The 18087-nt window shown below is 45.8% G+C and carries 12 protein-coding genes and 1 pseudogene; 7 read left to right on the top strand and 6 right to left on the bottom strand.

The features are described from left to right. Positions 1 to 179 precede the first annotated feature (179 nt). The 5 genes from J8Z23_RS23440 (at position 180) to J8Z23_RS23460 (ending at position 7549) form a co-directional block, all read left to right on the top strand. Positions 180 to 971 carry a hypothetical protein gene (locus J8Z23_RS23440; protein ID WP_203342785.1) on the top strand — a complete coding sequence of 264 codons (792 nt, stop codon included), beginning with the start codon at positions 180 to 182 and terminating at the stop codon, positions 969 to 971. Between the two features lie 90 nt (positions 972 to 1061). Further along, positions 1062 to 2204, top strand: a complete 1143-nt coding sequence (gene vmeP / locus J8Z23_RS23445) for an efflux RND transporter periplasmic adaptor subunit VmeP (protein ID WP_301614282.1) — start codon at positions 1062 to 1064, stop codon at positions 2202 to 2204. A 10-nt stretch (positions 2205 to 2214) separates the two neighbouring features. Next, on the top strand, positions 2215 to 5355 hold the full coding sequence (gene vmeQ / locus J8Z23_RS23450) for an efflux RND transporter permease subunit VmeQ (RefSeq protein WP_434635483.1): 3141 nt from the start codon (positions 2215 to 2217) through the stop codon (positions 5353 to 5355). A gap of 120 nt (positions 5356 to 5475) precedes the next feature. Further along, a complete protein-coding gene (locus J8Z23_RS23455; RefSeq protein ID WP_434635485.1) occupies positions 5476 to 6576 on the top strand; it encodes an OmpP1/FadL family transporter in 1101 nt (366 codons plus the stop codon). 175 nt (positions 6577 to 6751) lie between these two features. Further along, a complete protein-coding gene (locus tag J8Z23_RS23460) occupies positions 6752 to 7549 on the top strand; it encodes a hypothetical protein (protein ID WP_237284367.1) in 798 nt (265 codons plus the stop codon). 48 nt (positions 7550 to 7597) lie between these two features. Here J8Z23_RS23460 and speG read toward each other — a convergent pair whose 3' ends face one another. Beyond that, the gene (gene speG / locus J8Z23_RS23465) at positions 7598 to 8137 is read right to left on the bottom strand and encodes a spermidine N1-acetyltransferase (protein ID WP_041853120.1); all 540 of its coding nucleotides are present in this window, start codon (positions 8135 to 8137) and stop codon (positions 7598 to 7600) included. Between the two features lie 245 nt (positions 8138 to 8382). Between speG and J8Z23_RS23470 the strand changes: the two genes are divergently transcribed. Beyond that, positions 8383 to 8535 carry a hypothetical protein gene (locus J8Z23_RS23470; protein WP_005375418.1) on the top strand — a complete coding sequence of 51 codons (153 nt, stop codon included), beginning with the start codon at positions 8383 to 8385 and terminating at the stop codon, positions 8533 to 8535. Between the two features lie 118 nt (positions 8536 to 8653). Here the strand turns inward: J8Z23_RS23470 and J8Z23_RS23475 are convergent, their stop codons facing one another. Together J8Z23_RS23475 and blaCARB are read right to left on the bottom strand one after the other, a co-directional pair. After that, positions 8654 to 9703, bottom strand: coding sequence for a sensor domain-containing diguanylate cyclase (locus J8Z23_RS23475; protein WP_006742172.1), 1050 nt, complete (start codon positions 9701 to 9703; stop codon positions 8654 to 8656). Positions 9704 to 9994: 291 nt separating this feature from the next. Further along, positions 9995 to 10846 carry a CARB family carbenicillin-hydrolyzing class A beta-lactamase gene (gene blaCARB / locus J8Z23_RS23480; RefSeq protein ID WP_170891967.1) on the bottom strand — a complete coding sequence of 284 codons (852 nt, stop codon included), beginning with the start codon at positions 10844 to 10846 and terminating at the stop codon, positions 9995 to 9997. 239 nt (positions 10847 to 11085) lie between these two features. Here blaCARB and J8Z23_RS23485 point away from each other — a divergent pair, with 239 nt between their 5' ends. Continuing rightward, positions 11086 to 12435, top strand: a complete 1350-nt coding sequence (locus J8Z23_RS23485) for a ferredoxin reductase family protein (RefSeq protein WP_301659265.1) — start codon at positions 11086 to 11088, stop codon at positions 12433 to 12435. A gap of 97 nt (positions 12436 to 12532) precedes the next feature. On the opposite strand, the gene copI is transcribed toward J8Z23_RS23485, so the two are convergent. From copI to J8Z23_RS23500, 3 genes and pseudogenes are all read right to left on the bottom strand, one after another. Beyond that, positions 12533 to 13114: a copper-resistant cuproprotein CopI gene (gene copI / locus J8Z23_RS23490; protein WP_434635487.1), complete on the bottom strand. Its 582-nt coding sequence runs from the start codon at positions 13112 to 13114 to the stop codon at positions 12533 to 12535. A 63-nt stretch (positions 13115 to 13177) separates the two neighbouring features. Then, positions 13178 to 16317 (bottom strand): annotated as a pseudogene (locus J8Z23_RS23495) (efflux RND transporter permease subunit). A gap of 2 nt (positions 16318 to 16319) precedes the next feature. Further along, positions 16320 to 18035, bottom strand: coding sequence for an efflux RND transporter periplasmic adaptor subunit (locus J8Z23_RS23500; RefSeq protein ID WP_253657944.1), 1716 nt, complete (start codon positions 18033 to 18035; stop codon positions 16320 to 16322). Positions 18036 to 18087: the final 52 nt, after the last annotated feature.

The following is an 18087-nucleotide window of genomic DNA, read 5'->3' on the forward strand; positions in this document are numbered from 1 at the left end:
AGTAGCAGTGATTGAACTTTTACGACGCTTTATTTTATTTTAATTAAAACGTCTAATGTTTCGTCATTATTAAATTTGCTTTGATAATTTATATTATCCAAAGCGAGTTGTGTTGCTTGCTATTTATGATGACCTCATGACGTGAATAATTTTATAATCATTAAAATGGATACAGTTTTATGAACTTAGTGAAACCGTCTGTTGTTATCATGGCAGCAGCCCTTCAACTCGCGTCTTCTGCTTATGCTCAGACAAATAATGACGAAGAACTACAAGATATGTCTGACCCACTTGCGGTTTACACCCAAGCGGGCTTTGGTATTACTGACAAAGGCGCGAACATCAAAATCGGTCAAACTTACCAATCTAGCCAGCCTGGCACTATGGCGATGAACATCATCGAAATGAAAGGCATTGGTGGTGAGCTATTTGGCATTCGCGACAATGACGATCCAATGTATGCCAATGTTGATGACAGCATTGACTCTTTCCGACTACGTAATTTCCAAGTAGAAGTCGCAAAAGGTCTAGGCCGTCAATTGGATGTAAACTACGATGTTGATAACGATAAATTAGATGCATCTTATAGCTTTATTCAAGGCCTACCTAAGTTTGGCATGTTGCAGTTATTTCCTTTGGCTGGTGCGGGTGTCACTATTGCTAATGATTTTAGTGGTGATGATAAAGGTTATGAAATTCCAGGTACTTTCACCGTTGTTGGTATGTACTCAAAAATTGAATTAACCGATAAAATCTGGATTAACTACAACCCAATGTATATGCATACATTATCAGGGGCTAGTCAATATAAAGATACTTATTACGCGGGTGAAGATAATATCTTAACTCATGAGTTTGCGTTGTCTTATCAAATTAATCCTCGCGCAAATATTCGTTACTTTGCAAACTGGAATGAGCACGTTAATTTCGGTGATGGTGATCACCGTATCGAATTTAACTACCAATTCTAACTTCCTCGTTTATTTCCAGAATAGAAAGTGTGTTTATCCATATATTTAAATATTTAGGCTAGGGCACTTTCTACATAAAGTAGGTTTATCATGAAAGCCAAATATAAATTTGCGTTGGTATCTATTGCTATATCTTCTGCATTACTATCAGGATGCAAAACTGGCGATATCGCAACGAAAACTGCCCAAGCACCCTCTGTTGAAACCGTTACCCTAACCGAAACAAAAATCACTCCTTATCATACTTTTATCGGTCGAACTGAAGCGGTAAATGACGTTGATATTATGCCTCGAGTCGGTGGCGAATTAACCGCGATTCATTTTAAAGATGGCGATATGGTCGAAAAAGGCCAATTGCTGTTTGAAATCGACGACCGTCCTTACAGGGCGGCACTGGCGTATGCAAAAGCGTCGTTGCAAAAAGCAAAAGCACAACTCGTTCAAACTACGCGTGATGCAGAACGTGTGAAGAAACTCATCAAAGATAAAAGCATCAGTGAGCAGCAATACGATGACGCCATTGCCGCGCACGCCGCAGCGATTGCTTCGGTAGAAGAGGCGAAAGCGACGCTGGTTTCAGCAAGGCTCGATCTTGAATTTAGCTCTGTGCGTGCTCCTTTCTCTGGCCGTGTGGGTTTCAGCAACTTCCGAGTGGGTGACCGTATTTCGAAAATTCAACTCGTTCCTCTTGTTTCGATCACTCAAATCGATCCAATTCGCTTTGGCTTTGATGTGGATGAGAAGCTCTACCGCCGCGTAAGAAGTGCGATTGATGTGGCTCATCGTAACGATGACAAACTGGATGTTGATTTAACACTGACGCTTTCAGACGGTTCATTGTACCCGCTTGATGGCAAGATCTACGCCGTTGGCAACAAGATCGATTTAGAAACAGGCTCAATTCGAGCAGAAGCACAATTCGATAACCCAACTTACGCGCTTATGCCGGGTGAATATGGCAACTTGACCATCAAGCTGCGCAACAAAACTATTGATGGTTTGCTTATCCCATCGGCGGCTGTTCAGCAAGACCAAGCGGGTGACTACGTCATGGTGGTTGGTGATGATCACGTGGTGTCTCGTCGTAACGTTGAACTCGGTCAGACCTACGGTGTGAAACGTGCTGTGCTGACTGGCTTGGCGGCTAACGAAAAAGTCATCGTCAATGGTCTACAAAAAGTGCGTCCGGGTGCAACGGTGAAAGACGTTGAACTACAGAGTGAACAAGGCTGAGTGAGAACTGATGTTAAGTAAATTTTTCATTCACCGGCCGAAGTTTGCTTTGGTGATCTCACTGGCGATGACATTGATGGGTATGATCGCCCTGAAAGTCTTGCCAATTTCTGAGTATCCTCAAATCTCTCCGACGGTAATTACGGTGAGCACCATGTATCCGGGTGCAAACGCGAACGTGGTTAAAAAGACGGTTGCACAGCCGATAGAAGCCAAAGTCAACGGTGTTGAAGACATGATTTACATGTCTTCTGTGATTGGTAACGATGGTTCATACACACTACGTATCTATTTTCGAGTGGGCGCAGATGGCGATATGGCGCAGGTTCGTGTGAACAACTTGGTGGCGCAAGCGACGTCTTCTCTCCCACAAGAAGTAAACCAAATCGGTGTGACGGTTAAGAAGAAATCTTCCGACATGTTGGGCGTTATTACACTGCGTTCCCCGAAACAGTCTCACGACAGTATCTACCTCTCTAACTATGCGGATCTCAATATTGTTGAGCGGCTAAAACGTATCGAAGGTATGAGTGACATTACGCTGCTGGGTAAGAAAGACTATTCAATGCGCATTTGGTTGAACCCAAATAAACTGGCTACCTTGAAGCTTTCTGCTAGCGATGTTATTGGCGCAATTAAAACGCAAAACATCCAAGTGGCGGCGGGTAAGGTTGGTGGTATGCCAGCTCCGGGTGACCAGCAATATCAATATGTTTTGCAAACCAAAGGCCGCCTTACTTCTGCGGAAGAGTTCGAGAACATCATCATCCGTGCGAGCAAGAAAGGTTCTTTGATTCGCTTGAAAGATGTGGCTCGTGTCGAAGTTGGCGCACAAGGTTACGAAGCTGATGGTCGTATGAATAACGAACCAGCCGCCGTTCTGGCCTTGTACCAGTTGCCGACAGCGAACGCGCTAGACGTGATGGAACGCGTGAAAGAGGCCATGAAAGAGTACGAGAAATCGTTCCCAGATGATTTGGTCTACGACATCGCTTATGACTCTACCGAATATGTAGAGACATCGATTGATGAAGTGTACGAGACGCTGGTGATTGCGGTACTTCTTGTCACCTTCGTTGTGTACGTTTTCTTGCAGAACTGGCGAGCGACCATCATTCCAACCTTAGCGATTCCGGTTTCCATCATTGCGACGTTCGCAATCATGGGCGTGATGGGCATGACCATCAACACCATTTCGTTGTTTGGCTTGATCCTCGCCATCGGTATCGTGGTGGACGATGCGATCATCGTGGTGGAGAACGTGGAGCGGGTTATCCATGAAGAGCATTTAGACCCGATTCCGGCCACGATCCAAGCTATGAAAGAAGTGACGGGGCCAGTATTGGCAACAACGCTTATTTTGTTGGCGGTATTCGTACCGGTTGCGCTATTGCCGGGTATTTCTGGTCGAATGTTCAACCAGTTCGCGGTAACCATCTGTGTGTCGGTGCTGATCTCTGCGATCAACGCATTAACGTTAACGCCAGCGCTTTGTGCGTTGATGTTGAAATCTACTCACTCGCAACCTATTGCGCCTTTGCGTGCGTTTAACCGAGGTTTTGAAGCAATAACGCGCAAATACCAAGGTTTAGTTGGCTTCTTGAGCCGCCGCATTGTGCTGAGTATCGGTGTGTATGGCGCGCTTATTGCGGTGCTGGCGTTTGCGTTCATGACCGTACCTTCTTCTTTCGTACCGAACGAAGATAAAGGCGTGTTCATGGTCGAAATGCGTTTGCCAGATGCAGCAGCATTGCAGCGTACTGCGCCATTAATGAAGAAGTACGTTGATGAGCTAAAACAGATGGAAGGTGTGGAGAACGTGGTTTCTGTTGCGGGCTTCTCGGTAATTAACATGGCGTCGATTCCAAACTCGGGCATGTTGATCATCAAACTGGATAACTGGAGCAAACGTAAAGAGCCTGAGCTACACCAACACGCATTGATGAATAAAGTTAACCAAATGCTGAACTCAACGCCAGATGCTGCTTCGTTCGTTTTCGCGACGCCGGCAATCAAAGGCATGGGTGCGGTAGATGGTTTCAACCTTGTGCTGCAAGACAACTTGGGCCGTTCTCCACAAGAGTTGGCAAAAACAACCGCTGATTTTGTTGCCCAAATCAATCAACTGCCAGAAGTGGCGCGTGCTTTCTCGATTTTCCGTGCGAACATTCCGCAACGTTACATCGATATTGACCGCGATAAAGCGATTTCGATGGGCGTACCGTTGAATGAAATCTTCAGCACACTGCAAGCACAGTTGGGCGGCGCCTACATTTCTGACTTCAACTTGTTTGGTCGTTCGTACCAAGTGAAAGTGCAAGCAGAAGAGCAGTACCGTGACAACATCGACGACATCGACCATCTGTTTGTTCGCTCAAGCTCTGGAAAAATGGTGTCACTGGCAACGCTAGTGAAAGTGAAGCCGATCTTCGGCCCTGATACCTTGTCGAACTACAACATGTTCAGTTCTGCAACCGTGAACGGTGCACCAGCGCCAGGTTACAGCTCGGGTGATGTTGTAAAAGCCATTGAAAAACTGGCTGCAGAATCTTTACCAAGTGGTTACTCGTACGAGTGGTCAGGCATGACTTACCAAGAGATGAAAGCAGGCAACATGGCGCCAATCGCGTTCGCATTGTCTTTGCTGTTCACCTACTTGTTCTTGGTGGCTCAGTACGAAAGTTGGACCATTCCTGCTGCGGTAATGATGGCGGTTCCAGTCGCGATTCTCGGCGCAATGGGGACGTTATTACTGGTGGGACAACCGTTCGATTTGTACGTGCAGATTGGTGTGGTCATCTTGATCGGTATGTCCGCCAAAGTGGCGATTCTTATCGTGGAATTTGCCAAAGTTCTGCGAGAAGAAAAGGGCTTATCAATCATTGATGCTGCCAAAGAAGCTGCTCGAATCCGTTTCCGTGCAGTACAGATGACCGCATTCGCCTTCATCTGGGGGGTATTCCCGTTGGTGATTGCATCGGGTGCTGGTGCGGCATCTCGTCATTCACTGGGCTTTGCAGTATTCGGCGGCATGATTCTCTCTACGTTTGTAGGCACGTTACTGACGCCCGTGTTCTTCGTGATGATGCAATCTCTGCGCGAGAAGTTTAAGCGAAAGAAACCCACTGAACTTGAGGTGAGTGAGCAATGACGCTGATTTCAACCGACTGACTCCACAACACCCCCACGCTGTGTGCGATTGGCCAATGCCTTTCATTGATATACAACCACCGTCGCAGTGTGGGTTCCCCTAACAATAATAGGTTTTAATATGAAAAATCTTTCAAAAATCGTCGTAGCGAGCTCTCTAATGACGTGTGCTACTGCGCAAGCGGGTGGGTTATACCTTTACGAAACAACAGCATCGGATATTGGTTTGGCATCCGCTGGTATGGCGGCTCGTGCGCAAGATGCCTCAGTAATGGCAGCAAACCCGGCTGGTCTGGCGAATGTTTCTGGTAAATCTTTCTCTGGTAACCTGATTGGCCTTTACGGTGACGCGCAATTAGACACGATGACTGGCGATGCGGGCAACGTGATTGGTTTTGTTCCTATGGCGTCGGCATTTTACAGCCAACAAGTAAACGACAAATGGACGCTGGGTATTGGTTTATATGGCAACTACGGTCTTGGCCTCGAGTACGAAGGTCTTTTGGATAATCATTTAGATATTCCTACAGCAACGACGCAAGCCTTGACCATTCAACCTTCCGCTTCTTACCGCATCAATGATCACTGGTCTGTGGGTGCGGCGCTTGGTATTCAGTACGGTATGTATGAAGTAGAAGGGACGTTGGCTAGCTCTGGCGTGCATAAAAAATACTTAGACGAAGACCAAAATACTCAGGTTAATGGCCGAGTAGGTGTGCTTTATGAGGCAACATCAGGCACGCGTCTTGGTCTGTCTTACTCTTCTGAAACCGAATTTGAATTCGACAATAGTAACTCCATTGCTCCGCAACAACTGATCTTCAGTGCTTACCATGAAGTGAATGATGACCTAGCGGTGATGTGGAACGTGAACTGGCAAGACTGGAGCGAATACACAACCACGCTGAACGTAGAGACACAAGACACTTACCAAATCGCATTGGGTACTCAGTACAAACTGAATGAAAAAATGATGTGGAATGCCGGTTTTGCATTCGATACCAGCATGTATGAAAGCCAATCAAACGGTGATATTACCGTTCCTACTGGCAAGGCGTACCGCATTGGTACAGGCATTGATTACACATTGGATTCAGAAAACTCAATTGGTTTCGCGTTTGAAGCGATCTTGATGGAATCGTCAGAAACGCCAAGCTTACAAGCTGGCTTTGATGAGCCTGCTCTGTACTTCATGAGCATGAGCTACAACTGGAAAAACTAATCATTCCTAATCGCTAAAACGCCTTCCTTACAGGCCATTCTACCCTAACTACCTGCACTGGATGCTGTCACGCTATCTAAGGTAGTTAGGGCGCTTCTGTCACACCCAGTGAGTGATGATTTAAAAAGTATCTGCGTGGCTAAGTGCGGGTATTCAACATCTCAAAGGACTAAAAATGAAAAATAAACTAGCGTTAGTGTGTACGACTTTGTTGGTCAGTACGCTGGCTCATGGTGCCGAGCACCGAGTAAAAGACAATAAAAACAAGTTGGCGGATGACCCAACAAAAGTCATTACGAAATTTGGCGCGTCGTACGCAAACAACTACGATTTTGATGATCAAAACATCTCATTCTCGGGCTCACTTGCGCTTGACCAAGCGCGCAAAATGAACCTGCGTATCAATGATGATGCGAGCGAGTGGCGTATTGGTGGCTCGTGGTTGTTTCCGGTCGGTATCGTGAACTTCAACTTCGGTAAAAATGAATACGTAAACGGCGCGGATCAAACCAACTACAGTGTTGGTACCTTTATGCCGCTAAGTTATTTCGGGATTGAGCCAGCAGGTTTCCAAATTTTCCCAATGGCAGGCTATACGTACAACACTGGTGATGTTCCTGTTTGTGACGGCGCAGAAAGTAGCCACTGTAGCGAGCCTAACTTTACGGGCACTCCAAGTGCAGAGAATGGCTTCAATATGATGAGCTCTTCAGGCAGCAGCGGTTACGTTGGTGCATTTGCGCTGAAATCGTTTACCAAAGAACTGACGTTAATCAGCTTCGCAGCAGGCACTTACGGCTCAGAAAACAGTGAAGGAGAGAACTACAAAGGCTTCTTTGGTGGTATCGGCCTTGGTTATCTCGTGAATAAACGTCACTCGTTTAACGTAATGACGTTTGTCATGGACAACAACACGTATTTAGATGAGGCAGATAGGCGCGTCGCATTATCTTACCAATATCAATTTGAGTAAATTGAAAACGCAGCAACGATGGCTGCGTTTTTACTTTGATGGAATAAATTAGTGAATCGCGTTCTTTTCTTCGATCTTTTTCTGATATTGGTGTTTTAATATATACATACGCTTAACATCGCTATAGGCTCCGTTAATAAAGTATTCTTCTACTAAATGGCCTTCTTCAATAAAACCACATTTCTTATATAAATGAATAGCGACTTCATTATCCACTGCGACCAATAAGTATATTTTACGTAGATTAAGAATCGAGAAGGAGTAATCCAATGCTCGATTAATCATCTCTGTCGCATAACCTCGTCCTTGATGCTCTGGGGCGATGATTATCTGAAACTCAGCGCTTCGGTGAATGTAGTTGATCTCAATAAGTTCGACCAATCCAATCACTATGCCGTCTTCATCTTCAACCACAAAGCGTCTTTCTGCGTCATCATGTATATGTTTTCGGTAAAGTTCTTCGAGCTCATCATAAGATTCATAAGGCTCTTCGAACCAGTAGGCCATGATATTTCGGTTGTTATTTAGTTCGTGAATAAAGCGCAAATCAGAGCGTTCTAGTGCACGCATTTTTAGGCCTTTCTTCATCATTTATCTCCAATGAGGCGGAGTAAACCTCCGCAATTGATGCTAGAAAATCTTAACGTATTTAACAAGAATAGCGCATCTGTTTTTGGGAAATATTGTGGTTTTTTCAATATGGAAACTTAGAGTTCACGACAAATAAAAATTAATCTTTACGATAAAAAATTCGATTAGGTGGTTTGCCTAATATCATATTAAATACCGCGCAACGACTTAGTGTCTTAATCTAAATAAACAAGGTATTCAATATGTTTTCAATCGGTGACGTAGTAGTAGCGACTAAAGGTATCGATCTTGGCGAAATGGTTGTTACAGGTTTAAGCAGTGGCGGTTTTTACACACACGTAAAAGCAGGCGAGAAAACGCTAACTTACCCAGCTAAAGATCTTAAGAAAGCATAATTAAATTTGCTCACTCTTATTTCTAAACTGGCTTAAAGTTCGTATTACTTATTTTAGGCGGGTTAGAATTTATAAAAGGTAGCGCAACAAGTCGCTACCTTTTTTATCACTCTCTTTTCTAGTTTTCTTCTGTTTTATGAACCTCAACACGGTTTCTACCGGTTTCTTTGGCTTTGTAAAGGGCTAAGTCGGCGCGTTTTACGAGTGGTTCAAACGAGTCATCCAAGCTACAGACTTGAGTTACACCAATACTAGCGGTAAAGCTCATATCACGACCTGAGTGTTGAATCGTCGTAGTTTCTAGCGCATTGCGAATCGTTTCTAATGTGTTTAGGGCTTCTTGCGATGAGCGGCTTCTTAGTACGATGGCAAACTCTTCACCGCCAACTCTGGCAAGTAAGTCACAGTCAAGTAGATGACTTTGAATGGTGTTGACTGCATGGATCAGCGATTTATCGCCAGCATCATGACCAAACCGATCATTAAGGCTCTTAAAGTTGTCTAAATCTAGAATAGCAACATGGAAGTCAATGCCTTGGGTACGGTATTCAGTCAAGCGGCTTTCGATTTGTCGCATGAATTCTCTGCGGTTTGGAATGCCAGTCAGATCATCCGTTGTGGCGAGATGCTCCATTTTCATAATTTGTATATGAAGAGCAATGTTTAAAGCAATCCAGTTAGCAATGCACTGAAGCTGTGCCGCTTGTTCGTTTGTATAAGTGTGCGTTTGATGATGTGCAACATTAAGCGTGCCCAAACAGACTTTACCGTGCATTAAAGGTGCATCCATACACGTCCCCATGCCATTGGATGCCAGCATCACACAATCGACCTCATCAGATTGAGTGACATCGTCACAGATCATCAGTTGTTGCTTTTTGAACACTCGGCCAACAAAAGCTCGGTGAATAGGTACCAAGAATTCAGCCGGAATCGCTTTATTACCAGAGAAAGAGTAGACCTTTAGATGATCATCATTTTCATAAAGCGTGATACTCGCGCGGTCGGAATTGAATATACGATTTATCCATTCTGCGACTGTATCGAGCACCTGCTGCAATGTTTCCGATTGAGCTAAAAAGTGAACAAACCCTATCGGCATACAGATCGGACTTTCCATGTTCTGCATCGATAAGTCATCAGGGTTAAAAGTTCTTTCAAGTCTCAATAGACATCTCCTTGCGATGTTGCAAATACCAACAATAAGTTACACGAAGCTATTTTCAAGAAAAATGCGTTTCTACGTAAGATTATGGTTTATTTATCGCCATCTATGTGTGTTCAATTGCTTAATGTGGGCGTTAACTCACGCCTAAATGAATAAATGTTATACCTATTTATAAGTAAGTCATTACTCAATAAGGGGTGTTTTTGAGGTAGAACCAAAGAATAAGAAGCCCTTCAGGGAAGAGAAGGGCAAAGAGGGTGAACTTAGGAAAGTAAATACGTAAGCAGTGAATTAATTATCTTTGTATTTCTGTAAAATCAACTGACTGATTTGCGCGATGAGCTGGTCTCTGGCTTGAAGTGATAGCTCGGTTTCTGTGACATAGATACTAATGTAAACAGGACGATGGTTTTCCTTCCATATGATTGCGTTAATACCGCGCGAACCGTGACCACCCGCACCAGAGCGGTCGGCGATAGACCAACCTGTTGGTAATACTGAACGCATTAACGAGTCTGAAACCTTGTTGTCCTGCATCCAGATTTTTAATTGCACGCGAGACTCGTAAGACAACGTTTCTCCTTCAATCAAGGTTCGCAGAGTGTTTACCATGGCGTTAGGTGTGGTTGTGTCGCGGTTGTCTCCCGGTGTCGCTTCGTTTAAACGTGGTTCTAATCTATCTAGGCGCGTCGCTTTATCACCAATTGATCGCAGAAACATTGTAACGGCCTTAGGGCCGCCGATTTCATTCAATACTAAGTTGGCAGCAGTATTATCACTCATCAACATCGCAGCTTCACAAGCGTGTTCTACGCGTGTGTTTTGGCCTGCGAGTTTGTCCATCACTGGAGACCACACAACGATGCTGCGCTCATCGACTTTCGCGGTCGCATTTTTACTTAGCTTACCGCTGTCCATATCACTTAGCATTGTGGCGCAAGCCAAGGTTTTGAATGTGCTCATGAGTGGGAAGCGTTCATCGCCACGGTAATCCCAGCGCTCATCGGTTTGCGTATCCCAAACCGAGACCCCAACCCTGCTTGAGGTTTGTTGTTCGATGAGAGAAATGTCTTCATTCAGTTGGGAAGCGTAACTTAGGGTTGAGCAAACCATTAGCCCAGCCAACAAAAATAACTTTTTCATGCGTCGTGTTCTTCATTTTGGTTTTGGTTCGCACTGTGGCGATGTTACGCAAACTATAACGAGCGAATACTCTAACCACTGTTAAATCCATGTCGATTTTTTGTAGGATTCTGCGCAATACCTCCAAGTTTGTTATTGACCTTAATTATATTGTGGGTTTACTCAACTTTACGAATATTGACGTTGCATTACGCTAGAAAAACTAAACTAGAGTTGTCGTCAATTTGAGAGTGATGTTCATGAAAACTGTACGAAATTTTGTATGGATGATAGTTGCCGCCGTGTCTGTGTTGTGGTGGATGAGTGAACCGCAACTGCTGTCCTCGACCCAATTCTTCCAATGGCGCTCCGCGCTTATTCAATATTCTGGTGTTTTGTCGTTAGCTTTGATGTCTATTGCGATGGTGCTGGCGCTGCGCTTACCTGTGATAGAGCAATGGGTTCATGGCATGGACAAGGCATATCGAGTACACAAGTGGTTAGGTATAGCAGGCGTCAGTTTGGGTGTGATCCATTGGCTTATGTATAAAGTGCCGAAGTGGCTCGTTGCTGCTGGTTGGTTGGAAAAACCAGTAAAACACACTGGAGCGGGGCCATCAGGCAATAACTTCGTTGGTTTGGAGTTATGGGTTAAAGAACTGCGTGATGTAGGCTTGGATTTAGGTGAGTGGGGCTTTTATTTGTTATTGGTATTGCTGGCAGTGTCACTCTGGACTGTTGTTAAATACAAACCGTTTAAGTTGTCCCATCGTTTAATGGCGGTGGTGTATCTGATGGTTGCTGTTCACTCCGTTTTGCTGATCAAGCACGCGTACTGGGGCGAACCCATTCATTTTGTCGCTTTAGGTTTTGCATTGATGGGCTCTGCAGCTGCCGTTTATAGCTTGTTTGGCTTCGTCGGGCGAGCGAATCGCCATCCTGCCAAAGTGGTGTCGACTCGCTACTTCCCTCAAGCGCGAGTGATGGAGCTGGTTTTGGCGCCAGGCAATAACGGCCAAGGAAAACCTTGGCAAGGACACAAAGCCGGGCAGTTTGCTTATGTTCGTTTTGGTAATGAAGATCCGCATCCGTTTACGATTGTTTCAGGTGAGCACGATCCAGAGATTCGCTTTTTGATCAAAGAGCTAGGCGATTTCACGACCAATTTGTACCAGCGCGTGAAAGCGAGCGATGAGGTTGTTGTTGAAGGACCGTATGGGCGTTTAGAGTTTGATGTCAACAAGCCGCAAGTTTGGGTTGCTGGTGGTGTCGGGATAGCGTCGTTCTTTGCTATCTTATCTTCATTGAAAGCGTTAAAAAGACATCCGCCAGTGCATTTGTTTTATTGCACACGTGGCTTAGATAGTCATTTAGTGGATGAACTATGGAATGCCGCGCGTCAGGCACAAGTGAAACTTAACGTGATAGATACTTCGGTTTCACCTCGACTTAATGTTGAACGAATTGCGAAGGAATGCGGCGACTTATCGCGTTATGAGTTTTATTTCTGTGGACCGGAGGTACTTTCTCGAACCCTGAAAAAAGAGTTAGAGGCATATCGTTTTGATACAGAACACCACTATCATGAAGAGCTGTTTGTGATGCGATAGTCTAGTATTTGGGGCGAAATAAAAAGGAGCTGATATTAGCTCCTTTTTATTTATATTTAACGTCTATGAACCGTGTTAATGCGTTAATCCGGTCTTACTACAGTTCCACTTTTTTGACCATGCCGGCTTCTGCATGTCCGGGGATATTACACGCGAACTCTACATTTTTATCGCCATGGAAGTGCCACAGGAGTTGTTTCGCTTTGCCTGGTTCAACAGTGACCGCATTGCCGGAGTCATGCATGTGATCGCCAGACATGGTTTTCATCATTTCACGGTGTTTAAGCTGTTCTTCTGCTGAGCCAATGGTAAATTCGTGATTGATTTTGCCAGTATTCATTACCACAAATTGAACCACATCATCCGGTTCAATTGTCACGTCTTTTTTGAATGTAATTTTCATATCATCCGTTAAGAGTACATGAACGACTTTGTCTGGTTTTGCGCCATTTGCAGGCATACCAACCGCTGACATGCCCGGCATGCCGCTCATACCAGAATGATCCATTTTACCGCGGTCCATTTTTCCATGATCCATCGGCATTTTATCCATGTTCATGGAACCGTGATCCATTTGACCATGCTCCATATTTTCGTGGTTCATGTTTGAGTTATCTATTTGAGCAAATACGCCACCCGATACCATGGTTAGAGCAAGAGAGATAAGAGTCTTTTTCATATTGATTTCCTTTACTATCAATGAGCTATCGCGCCATTACTCTCTGAATAATGGCGCTCGTTGTTATTTATCTTGGTGTTGAGTTGATTTCACTTCACGCTGTTTCCACAGCTTGAAGATGGCAGGTAACACAAGCAGCGTTAACAGCAGGGCAGAGGCCATGCCACCAATCATCGGTGCAGCGATGCGTTGCATCACTTCAGAGCCAGTCCCCTGTCCGTACATGATTGGAATAAGACCAATGATTACCGTTAATACGGTCATCATGACAGGCCGCACACGCAAGCCAGCGCCTTCGCGAATTGCGTCTGTAAGATCCCGCGCTTGAAGTGGTCGTTGTTTCTCTTCTGCATCCAGTTTTCGGTGGTGCCATGCTTGGTTGAGATACACCAGCATGATGACGCCTATCTCCACCGCAACGCCGGCGAGGGCGATAAACCCAACCCCCACGGCAATAGAGAAGTTGTAGTTCAGATAATGCATCAGCCATAAGCCACCAACCATTGCTAAAGGCAGCGTCAGCATGATGATCAGCACCTCACCCACACGGCGGAAGCTGAAGTAAAGTAGCATCATGATGATCGCAATAGTGATTGGTACTACGACACTTAAGCGGTCTTTGGCGCGTTCCATGTATTCGTACTGACCTGACCAAGCCAGCGAATAACCCGCAGGTAATTCAAGTTGATCTGCTACTACTTGTTGTGCTTCCACGACGTATGAGCCCAGGTCACGACCTTCGATATCCACGAAAACCCAACCGTTTGGACGCGCGTTTTCGGTTTTGATCATCGGTGGGCCATCCTCATAACGAATATCTGCCACGTCTGCGAGTGCGATGCGTGCGCCGTTGGGGGTTACCAGTGGTAGGTTTTGCAGTTTAACCACAGAGTCACGGTAATCTTGCGGATAGCGGACGTTAATCGGGTAGCGTTCCAAGCCTTCAATGGTTTCTCCAACATTCATACCACCGACAGCGGTTGAGATGACTTGCTGAACGTCTTTGATGCTCAATCCATATCTCGCAGCTGCGCGGCGTTTGATATCAATCGTCACGTAACGGCCACCCGCGACACGCTCCGCATAAACCGATGAAGTGCCGCGAACGTTGTTCAAGATAGGTTCTAACTGCGCGCCAATCTTTTCGATTTCTTTCAGGTCTGGGCCTGCGATTTTGATCCCAATTGGCGTTTTAATGCCCGTCGCAAGCATGTCGATACGCGTTTTGATCGGCATTACCCATGCGTTGGTGAGTCCCGGGAACTGAATCAGTTCATCGAACTCTTTGCGTAACGACTCTGTCGTCACGCCTTCACGCCATTGATCGTGAGGTTTTAGCTGAATTACCGTTTCAATCATAGTGAGTGGCGCAGGGTCGGTAGCCGTTTCTGCACGGCCAATCTTGCCCCAAACCGTTTTGACTTCCGGTACGGTTTTGATCAGTTTGTTAGTTTGCTGAACTAGTTCACGTGCTTTACCAATCGAGATTCCCGGATACGTAGTCGGCATGTACATCAAGTCGCCTTCATCCAATGGTGGGATGAACTCGCTACCCAGTTGACTGGTTGGATAGTAAGCTGACGCCATTAGGCCTAAAGCGATAACGATCATACTCTTAGGATACTTGAGGCTGGTATTCAGCAACGGGCGATACAGCGCAATTAAGCCTCTATTTACTGGATTCTTATGCTCTGGTAATACGTTGCCACGGATGAAATAACCCATGAGCACAGGTACGAGGGTAATTGCCAAACCTGCCGCAGCGGCCATGGCATAAGTCTTAGTAAAGGCGAGAGGGGAGAACATCTTGCCTTCTTGACCTTCCAGTGCAAACACTGGCACAAAGCTTAACGTGATGATAAGCAGTGAGAAGAACAGGGGCGCGCCCACTTCTTCAGCGGCTTTGCCAATCACTTGCCAGCGGTTCTTATCCGTGAGAGGCGTTCGTTCAATATGCTTGTGAACGTTTTCTATCATCACGATGGCACCATCCACCATAGCACCGATGGCGATGGCAATCCCCCGAGCGACATGATGTTGGCATTAATGCCTTGAGAATGCATGACGATAAACGCGGATAAAATACCGACGGGCAAGCTCAGTGCGATAACCAAAGATGAACGGATGTGAAATAGGAAAAGGGCACAAACAACCGCCACGACGATGAATTCTTCCGCCAATTTCTTCCACAAGTTTTCTACGGCAGCGTTAATCAGCGTGGAGCGATCGTAAGTAGGCACGATTTCTACACCATCCGGTAAGCTGCGCTGTAAATCTTCCAGTTTGTCTTTAACTTTGCTGATGACTTCACTCGCGTTTTCGCCGAATCGCATGACAATAACGCCACCAACCGCTTCACCTTCGCCGTTAAGCTCAGAGATGCCGCGACGCATTTGCGGACCTAAGTTGATGTCAGCAATGTCGCCCAATAAGAGCGGTGTACCTTTCTCTGTCACTTTGAGCGGGAGTGATTCAATATCCTCAATACTCGTTAGGTAACCTGTAGTGCGAACCATATGTTCCGCTTCTGCTACTTCAACAACAGAGGCGCCCGTTTCCTGATTGCCGTTTTGGATCGCCATGTTCACTTGTTGCAGTGTCAGGTTGTAAGCACGTAGCTTAGCTGGGTCAATCTGAACTTGATATTGTTTCACCATACCGCCAACGGTTGCGACTTCAGAGACGCCATCGACGGTTTGCAGCTCATATTTCAAGAACCAGTCTTGCATACTGCGTAGATCAGCAAGATCATGGTTGCCTGTTTTATCTTGCAGTACATAGCTGTAGACCCAGCCCACACCCGTTGCATCTGGTCCTAATGTCGGTTTTGCACTCGGTGGTAATTTAGGTGCTACTTGGCTTAGGTACTCTAAAACACGCGAACGTGCCCAATACATGTCGGTATCATCGTTAAAAATGATATAAACATATGAGTCACCAAAGAATGAATAACCACGAACGGTTTCCGCTCCTGGTACGGCGAGCATGGCGGTGGTTAGTGGGTAAGTAACTTGATCTTCAACTACTTGAGGTGCTTGGCCTGGGTAGCTTGTTTTGATGATCACCTGAACATCAGAAAGATCCGGAATGGCGTCTACAGGTGTATTCTTTACACTGTAAAGTCCGGTTAAAACAAGTGCTAAGGTTGCGATCAAAACCATGAAACGGTTTTTGATCGACCAACGGATTATTGCTCCAATCATAGTTAGCCCTCAACCGCTTCAAGTTGCTTCAAGACGTAGTCAGCTCCTTGTTTTTCAACTAGAAATCGGACTTTCTGACCTTCTTTGAATCCGGATAGATCCACTTCATCACCCACAGAGAAGTTCATCTCTCCTGCCTCCCAGTTCCATTCTGCAACTGGGAGGTGGTTGAGAGTTATCATCCCAAAATCCGCCATCAACATGCTGATATCTCCGGTAATCCATACGTCAGTCACGACAACGCTGTCATCGGCTTTGTAATCAACGACTTCATATTGACCGGACTCTGTTTTCTGAATTTCAAACTCGATAGCTTGGCCTTTTTGCAGAGTGCCCACATCAACGTCATCTGCGAGGGTAAAGTTCATGACCATACCCGGCCAATCCCACTCTGCTACGGGCTGATGATTAATGGTCAACATACGGTGATCTTTCATCACATCGGTGATTTCACCCTTAGCCCAAACTGTTTCTACTTTGGCTTCAGTAGGTGATGAAATACGGGATAGATCAGCCGTTTGGCTCGATTCCGAATCCAACATAAAGTGTGCAGAGGTTACGATGCGATCATCTTGAGACAGACCTTGTAGCACCTCGATTTTGTCGTCGGCTTCACGCCCAACTTTGATGCGCGTTGAGCGGTATTTACCATCGCCTTCAGACAACACGACTCGGGTCATACCGCCGGATCGAATAACGGAAGACTTAGGAATCGTCATAACCGCGTTATCAGTGACTGGTTGAAGGGCAATGTTGGCAAACATATTGGGTTTAAGATCGCCATTCGGGTTAGGGAACTTGAGGCGTACACGCAAGGTACGAGTTTTAGGATCCAGAATAGGGTATACGTAGTCGACAACCCCTTTCCATTCATTGCCTGGAATAGCATCAAGCGTCATAGTGGCGCTACTTCCTGCTTTCATCCAGTGAGCTTGGCGCTCAAATACTTCGGCATCCACCCATACGTTTTCAAGTGGGCCCGCGCTGATTACCGCTTGAGCAGGGGATAGGTAACCACCTTCACGAACGTTCAAACTCGCGATGACTCCATCTTCCGGAGCTTTAATTTCAATAGTTTGCGATGCTTTCCCGCGTTGAGTGATGGCTCTGATTTGAGAACGATCAACACCCAGTGTCACTAAACGTTCTGTCGCGCCTTTCACCAGGCCATTACGCCCAGTTCGGTAGGCGTTCAGCAGCTCTTCTTGTGCTTTGACTAGCTCAGGCGAGTACAGCGTGAACAGCACATCGCCTTTTTTGACCTTTTCACCCACGGCATTGATGTAAAGCTTTTCAACCCAGCCGGCCACGCGAACGTTGGTTTGCCACAAATGACTTTCGTCAAACGCGATATAGCCGACAGTTTCAATCCGAGGTGAAAGTTGCTCTAAAGAGACTTGAGCAGTTTTTACACCTAAGTTGTTTTCAACTGATGGGTCAATTTTTACCGTGCCGGGTTTGTCTTGTTCACCCGCGAGATCTTCAGCGTACACTGGGATCAAGTCCATGCCCATTGGCGATTTGCCCGGTTTGTCGCGCTTATAATTTGGATCCATTGGAGCAACCCAATAGAGTGGCTCGTTTGAGCTGCTCGCCGCGCTACCGCCTGTGCCGCTCATGTCGTGGTTTGCACCAGATAGGTACTGATTAACGCCAAACCCTAGTGCCCCGCCAACAAGCAGAGCGATGGTTGCTATCTTGATTGAATTTGAACTCATTCCTAATTCCTTATTTTCCCCATGAGGCATGACAGCGATGTTGATTGCTTAT

The sequence above is a fragment of the Vibrio sp. SCSIO 43086 genome (assembly GCF_051132235.1).
Lineage (GTDB): Bacteria > Pseudomonadota > Gammaproteobacteria > Enterobacterales > Vibrionaceae > Vibrio > Vibrio diabolicus.